5 protein-coding genes and 2 pseudogenes are annotated in these 6898 nt (G+C 60.2%); 2 read left to right on the top strand and 5 right to left on the bottom strand.

Annotated features, from left to right (window positions below; genetic code table 11):
• Nucleotides 1-284: 284 nt before the first annotated feature.
• From ACGLHR_RS50155 to ACGLHR_RS50170, 4 genes are all read right to left on the bottom strand, one after another.
• Nucleotides 285-575 (bottom strand): helix-turn-helix domain-containing protein, encoded by a 291-nt coding sequence (locus ACGLHR_RS50155; protein ID WP_400103391.1) that lies wholly within the window; start codon nt 573-575, stop codon nt 285-287.
• Nucleotides 572-916 (bottom strand): type II toxin-antitoxin system RelE/ParE family toxin, encoded by a 345-nt coding sequence (locus ACGLHR_RS50160; RefSeq protein ID WP_400103393.1) that lies wholly within the window; start codon nt 914-916, stop codon nt 572-574. The genes ACGLHR_RS50155 and ACGLHR_RS50160 overlap by 4 nt, the downstream gene beginning before the upstream one ends.
• Before the next feature lie 172 nt (nt 917-1088).
• Nucleotides 1089-2432 carry a phage tail protein gene (locus ACGLHR_RS50165; protein ID WP_400103397.1) on the bottom strand — a complete coding sequence of 448 codons (1344 nt, stop codon included), beginning with the start codon at nt 2430-2432 and terminating at the stop codon, nt 1089-1091.
• Nucleotides 2323-2853, bottom strand: coding sequence for a GPO family capsid scaffolding protein (locus ACGLHR_RS50170; RefSeq protein ID WP_400103399.1), 531 nt, complete (start codon nt 2851-2853; stop codon nt 2323-2325). Before ACGLHR_RS50170 ends, ACGLHR_RS50165 begins: the two co-directional genes overlap by 110 nt.
• 4 nt (nt 2854-2857) lie before the next feature.
• Between ACGLHR_RS50170 and ACGLHR_RS50175 the strand changes: the two are divergent.
• A pseudogene (locus ACGLHR_RS50175) lies at nt 2858-3731 on the top strand (terminase large subunit domain-containing protein); the annotation flags it as partial.
• Nucleotides 3731-4760 (top strand): annotated as a pseudogene (locus ACGLHR_RS50180) (phage portal protein). The pseudogenes ACGLHR_RS50175 and ACGLHR_RS50180, both read left to right, overlap by 1 nt.
• Before the next feature lie 40 nt (nt 4761-4800).
• Here the strand turns inward: ACGLHR_RS50180 and ACGLHR_RS50185 are convergent.
• Complete coding sequence (locus ACGLHR_RS50185) at nt 4801-6624, bottom strand: DUF4209 domain-containing protein (protein WP_400103395.1); 1824 nt, start codon at nt 6622-6624, stop codon at nt 4801-4803.
• Between the last annotated feature and the right edge of the window lie 274 nt (nt 6625-6898).

A 6898-nucleotide genomic window follows, 5' to 3' on the forward strand; every position in this document is an offset into this window, starting at 1 on the left:
AGCTTGCGCCGTACTTCCCTGCCTGCTACACAGGACACCACCTTTTCCGCTGGATGAGACCTCGGGAAGTCTGGCTACAGACGACAAAGCCTACGTATCTGGACGTTGGCGATGATTTTCTCGCGCTAATCTCCCGCTATGGCCCTTGGGAGGATACCTTCACGTGCGTGAGGTTTATGTCGAAACAGAAGCTGATAGCAGATCTTCGATCTCCGAACTGTTGAGCAGGATCCCCACCGCGTAGCATCTGAGGTCTTCTGCACAGCAGGGTAGCTGCAATGCCGCTATGCTGCTGCGCCTTCGTGCACGCTGATATCGACGCGCAAGCCGGCCTGGGCCAGCATGTTCACCAGCATGTCCAGGCTGAAGAGGTCAATCTTCCCGCGCATCAAATCGGATACGCGCGGTTGCGTGACCCCGAGTCGCTTCGCCGCATCGGCTTGAGTGAGACCCTCGGCCTTGATCCGTTCCGTGATCGCGATCATCAGCGCAGCGCGCGCCTTCATGTTCGCCGCTTCGCCCGGGGTGTTTTCCAGCGCATCCCAGACGCTGTCGAATCGTTGCTTGCTGGTCATCTCTTCAACTCCTTGAGCAATTCCTTGTAGCGCGTCGCTGCCAAATCGATATCGCGCTTGGCTGTCTGCTGCGTCTTCTTCTGGAAGCAATGCAGGACATAGACAGCATCCTCAAACTTGGCCACGTACATCACGCGGAAGATCCCCGCGGCGTCGCTAACCCGAATTTCCTTGACGCCTGCACCGACGGTCGCCATCGGCTTCCAGTCATCGGGCTCAAAGCCGCGTTGCACGCGGTCGAGTTGCACACCCGCTTGGCGCTTTGCAGTGGTCGGGAAATCGCGCAGGTCATCCAGCGAAGTGCCGAGGAATTCAACCGGTTTGATGTCGTCGTGTGCCATGAATTGAATTATACAAAAACTTGTATAAACTGCAAGTATAAGTTAGACGTTGTAAGCGCAAGTTATCCGAGCACCGCACCCGATCAGTCGTCGTCCCCGCCGCTTGCGACGTCGTTGTCCGTCGCTGCCTCGGCCTGCTTTGTCTCCAGCGCCGTGGTGTAGGCGGTCTTGCTCAGGGAATGCCGCACGCGGTACACGAGCCACTCGGTGGCATCATCTGGGGCTTTAGGCCGCTTACCGACACGGGTGTTTGTGGGGCGATGTCTGCACGCCCATATGCCAGGGTGTACTCGAACGAGAAAATGCCGCGCCGGATCCGGTGCCATTCCGACCGTGCCGCGTAGAGCGCGTCTTTCTCGTTGGCGAAGGTTGTGCGCAGGCGCTTCGCGTTGCCACCGATGCCGGCTACCACGCTGCGCCGCTTCGCCTGCTTCGGGTCGTGCCAGAAGGCGCGCACGCCCGTATAACTGTCCCGGTCGGCCGTGTAGTAGCGGTGGCCGTCGCCGTCGCGCCGCACGATATGCAGGGGCGGCAGATCGTTGCCGCTTGCAGCCCGCGCCTCGGCCGCCGGCAGGAAGAGCAGCACGCCGGCCTTCACGGTGGCCACTGCGTCGAACTGCTTGCCCAGGCGTCGCAGGAAGTTGGCGTTGCTCTCGTTCGTCTGGTCGGCGTGGTCGATGGGGCGGCTACCGACGCCAGCCGCGACACGCGCGGTAAGGCCGTGCTCGCCGGCAATCGTCTTCACGATCGAACCAACGGTCGTCTTGTGCCAGCTGCGCTCCTTGAGTTCGCGGTATTCGTGCAGCAGGTTCGACGCACGCGCATGGACCACCAGGACATCGGGTGCGCCGCTGTGCTCCACCTCGTCGACGATGAACGTGCCCTTGTCGATGACGCCGGCCGGGAAACCTGGCGGGAAGCCCGCCAGCGGCGTGCCCTGCCAGCCGATCGCGAGCGTGATCTCTGCGCCGCGCGGCGGAATCTCCAGCGGGCCATCGTGGTCGCTGACGGTCAGATCGAGCTGGTCGCTCTCGTTTTCGCGGCAGTCGGTCAGGGTCAGGCTGACCAGGCGCGGCATGATCTTGCTGGTGAGGTCGAGGCCGTCGAGCGTCACGCGCACGGCCGGGCGGGGGTGTGCCATCAGAGCAATCTGAAGACGCCGACGGTTTTCGTCGACGCGTTTGAGGGAGATCGAGAACTCGATCCGCTTGGCCGAGCCGTCCGCATTGAGGATCGCGCGCGTCTCGCTCATGCCGGGGATGACATACGCGCCGTAGATTCTGCCGGAGCCTTCCACAAGGGGATAGGAATCGCCCGCATCGGCCATAAACCGCAGCACGTCAAGGGACAGCGCGCTGCCGGCGAACCCTTCCTCCGGCGCGATCCAGCCAGGCAGCGTGATGCTTTCATCTCCCGGGCCGGTGTATTGGTGGGCGTCGCGTGAGCCGACGCGCGACACGCTGGGATGCTTCCATTCGGCCTGGTGCTGCAGCTCGTGGTGGGCCAGGGTGGGCAGCGAGAAAACGAAGCTGCCAAGGCACATCATAATGTTCGTGGCTCAGTGGTGATAGTCGGCGTACTGGCTGCGCAGGCGGCTTGCTGAACTCTTCGGCGACGAACTCGATCGCTTCGAGCGTCTCGTTCTGACGCGCGTCATTGCTGCGGCCATTACGGCCAAACATCTGCTTGACCTTGTCAAGGATGCCGGTCTTGAAGGTTTCCCGGTCGTCGTCATCGTCGTCCTCGACGAATTCGAGTTCGGCCTCGACCGCCGCTGAGAACAGGTTGTCTTTGGACTGTTTGCGGGCAGCGTAGGGGTGGGATTCGGGCTTCTGTGCAGCGAAGGACAACACCTCGGTCCCCAGGCTTGCCGGCGAGTCTGTGACGCCCAGGCCGATCAGGTAAGCCTCGCCCGATTTGGCGAAGTTCGGATCGATCTCGAGCGGCGAGCGCTACAACAAGAGGCGTCCGAAGGATCAGCGCATCGAGCTGGACATCTCCCACAAGCGCCTGTCGAGCGGCTTCACGGGCGAAGACAAGATCTGGCGGCAGATCGTCACGCTGCTAGATGCCGAGCGTGGTGGCTGCAACCTGGTCGATATCGACGAGCTACGGTTCGAGTACGGCCCGGAGGAATTCGCCAATCTGCTGATGTGCGAGTTCATCGACGATACAGCGTCGATCTTCCCGCTGGCGGAGCTGCAGCGCTGCATGGTCGATTCCTGGGAGGAATGGACCGATGTCAAACCGTTCACGCTTCGTCCCTATGGACACCGGCCGGTATTGGTGGGGTATGACCCCTCTCTGAAGGGCGACTCGGCCGGCTGTGTCGTGCTTGCTGCGCCCGATGTGCCGGGCGGCAAGTTCCGGGTGCTGGAGCGCCACCAATGGCGCGGCCTGGATTTCGCGGCGCGGGCCGAGGCAATCCGCAAGATCACAGAGCGCTTCAATGTCACGTACATCGGTATCGATTCCACCGGGTTGTGGCAGGGCGTGCTGCAGCTGGTGCGGCAGTTCTACCCCGGCGTGCGTGAGTTCAACTATTCCGTTTAGGTCAAGACGCGCCTGGTGCTGAAGGCCAAGGACGTGATTTCGAAGGGGCGGCTGCAGTTCGATGCCGGCTGCACCGATATCGCGCATGCCTTCCTGACGATCCGCAAGACGATGACGGCCAGCGGGCGCAACGTGACCTACGACGCCGGCCGCACCGAAGAGACCGGCCACGCCGATCTGGCGTGGGCCTGTGCACGCACTGGACAACGAGCCCCTGGAGGGCAGCACGCCGCAGAACCGCGGCTTCATGGAGATCATGTGATGGACCCCGATATCGACAATGCTCAAGGGGGCGCTGTCTCGGCGGCCGGGCGAATGGAAGCCTTCACTTTCGGTGAGCCCGAGCCGGTGATGGACAAGCGCGAGATCCTCGACTACATCGAATGCTGGAGCAACGGCAAGTGGTACGAGACGCCGGTCAATCTGGACGGCCTGGCGAAGTCGTTCCGCGCCAGCCTGCACCATAGCTCGCCGATCTACTTCAAACGTCGACTCTCTTCCCCACCCGCTGCTGTCCCGACAAACATTCAGTGCTATGGCGCTGGACTACCTGACCTTCGGCAATGGCTACCTGGAGCGCAGGACGAGCCTGACAGGGCGCACTCTAGCCCTGCAGCACACCCTGGCCAAATTCACCCGCCGTGGGACGGATCTGGATACCTACTGGTTCGTGCGAGGCTGGCGCGATGAGCATGAGTTTCCGGCCGGCGAGGTGTTCCACCTGCGAGAGCCGGACATCAATCAGGAGATCTATGGCGTGCCGGAATACATGAGCGCGCTGCAGGCGGCCTGGCTCAACGAGTCGGCGACGCTATTCCGGCGCAAGTATTACAACAACGGCAGCCATGCGGGCTTCATCCTGTACATCAGCGACCCCGCGCAGAACGAAGAAGACATCAAGGACATCCGCAAGGCGCTGAAGGAATCCAAGGGGCCAGGCAATTTTCGCAGCTTGTTCCTGTACTCGCCCAATGGCAGGAAGGACGGCATCCAGCTTATCCCAGTGTCCGAGGTGGCTGCCAAGGATGACTTCTTCAACATCAAGGGAGCGAGCCGCGACGACGTGCTGGCGGCGCACCGGATCACGCCGCAACTGCTCGGCGTGGTGCCGAGCAATACCGGCGGGTTCGGGGCTGTGGTACCGTCCGCGCAGGTCTTCGCGCGCAACGAGATCAAGCCGCTGCAGGACCGCTTTCGCGAGATCAACGATTGGCTCGGGCAGATCGTGGTCGACTTCGAGCCCTACGAGGTTGGCGCCAGCCAGGATCCCACACCGATTGGCCTGGTCTGAGCGCCATTGCCCTTACTGCTGATGGGCAACAATTCTCGGCTCAGGCGCTCTTGACGCGGAGCAGACTAATTAAAACTACGGTATGGACCACCCAGTTCGCGAGGCCCATGTTTAGCAGCTCCGGCCGCACCAACCCATGAGCCAGCTCATTTCGCAGGTTCAGGCCTCTCGGGTCGTTGTACATGGCCCGCAAATGAAAACGGATGTCGGGAGATGCCTTCTCAACAAAGATGGCGTGATTGAGTATCTCTCCTAGACTGGCGGCCTTGAATCCGCCTACATCTGTATTGGGAACCATAACGGCGCCCCCCAAGGCTGCCAACAGATTACGAAGAGCCGCCTCAATCTGAGGCACCAACAGATGGATTGCTTTGATGGGATCTCCGGCGAACCAAGCTGCCACTCCGTCGTGTAGTAGCGGTAGGTGCTCCGGGGCAAAGAAGGAACACTCCTGGACAACTGCAATAAGGCCCTCCGCGGTCAGGGCATAAGTTTCATGAATACGGGTGAGGGCAAAGTGGAGCCACCTGGCGTTCCAATCCAGTAGCCTCGCAGCATGCTGTAGCGCGCGCCCGTCCAAATCTCTCTCCACGGAGCCGACCGTTGCCGTTGTGAAGCCATCGGCATTAACAATGGAAGACGACATCATCGACAGCAAGGGGGCGTTCGCACACATATCGCGCAGACCTATCTTAGTGGCATCCTCCCTGATAAGAAATTCTCTTGCAACGCCGGCTAGGGCGTCGGCCACAGACCCAGTCAGGAACTGTGCCACCCATTGCTCAATCTCCTCCTTGGATATGTCCACGGACGTTCCGACGGTTCCCATTTCGGCCTGAGCATCGGCAGCCCTTTGTCGGATCGTCTGTTCTACTCTGGCGGAATCGTCCAGCATTCCCGCCTGGCGATAACGAGGGATGAGGTCCTCTAGCCAAGCAATAGCAGTCATGCCACCAGCGTGCTTTGCCGCTTCCTCGAAGGCCAGCGCAGCCGCTTTCATAGCTCGGCGTGCTTCGCCCAGCTCATTTGTCTGAGCGCGCCAACGTTCCAAGCAGTCGGCCGCTGACATGGCGTTGTGGGGATCAAAGTGTTTGGGGTCGGCGGAGTTTGAACACTCTGCCAACGTTCGTTCAAGCAGATCGATAGTTTCCTGGCGTTCCTGTGGACTCAGTTCAAGGCGCTTGCCGTGTTTCGAAACCAGCTCATTAAACTTCCACCACATCCATGGCTGACCTGCTGCATCGTGACGCCGATAAAGCGCATACAGGATGTCCTTAGTCCGTGCTTTCCGTACCTTGTCGGCGATCCGGATTGCAAGCTCGATAGCGCGATCGAGATAGATCCAGGCGTCGGGCTCGCTCTGAAATAGACTGCCGTTGATGGTCTCAAGGTAGGCATCGATGGCCCTTTGACACAACACCACCGGAATCTCGCATTCCATCGAAATGTTCTGACGTTTCGCCTCGGCCCTCAGATAGCAACCGATTTCCCAAGACAAATCAGCGTATCTAGCAAGGAGTACGGGATGTCGCGCTTGCTCAGACCGCTCGATCCAGTAGGCCAGTATTTCCTCATCAATCTTAGCTATGTCGGGGAAGACTACTTCCGAGCCATCAGCTGAAACTGCGCTGGTGAGTTCTTGCCAGTAGATTCCCCACCTGCCAGGTTGTGTCCCGTGCCTAGGACAGAACCGGAGCGCCGATATTTCTGCGTGGGCCGCCCTCAGCTCGGCAGATGTCAGCAGTTCTGGGCTCGGCATTGCCTCAAGCAACTTTCCCGACACACCTATTTCGCCAATAGGCTCCAGCGACGAATCGTAGGCTGCCAGGATGGCAATCAAGGATTGTGGAAGGGGCAATGCCATCTCGGTTACCTCGGACTGTCGGTTAGCAGGCTGGGTCACATTGTATTGGCTCAACGAAGCAATGGCGTGGCGACATGCCTGCGATAAATGCGTCATATCGGTACCAGCAGGTAGTTCTTCACACTGCCAGCCCGTTTAGAGCATGGCGCACAAGTCTGCACGGATGCTCAAAAAATAGCCAAAAGTGGTAATAGGGGTAATCGTAACTTCCGTGCCAAATCTGGCGGTAGTCGAGCGCGGAGCCGCTTGCAGCAAGGCTCTGCGGGCTCCACGG

Source organism: Cupriavidus sp. CuC1 (genome assembly GCF_044627735.1).
GTDB classification, from domain to species: Bacteria; Pseudomonadota; Gammaproteobacteria; order Burkholderiales; family Burkholderiaceae; genus Cupriavidus; species Cupriavidus ulmosensis.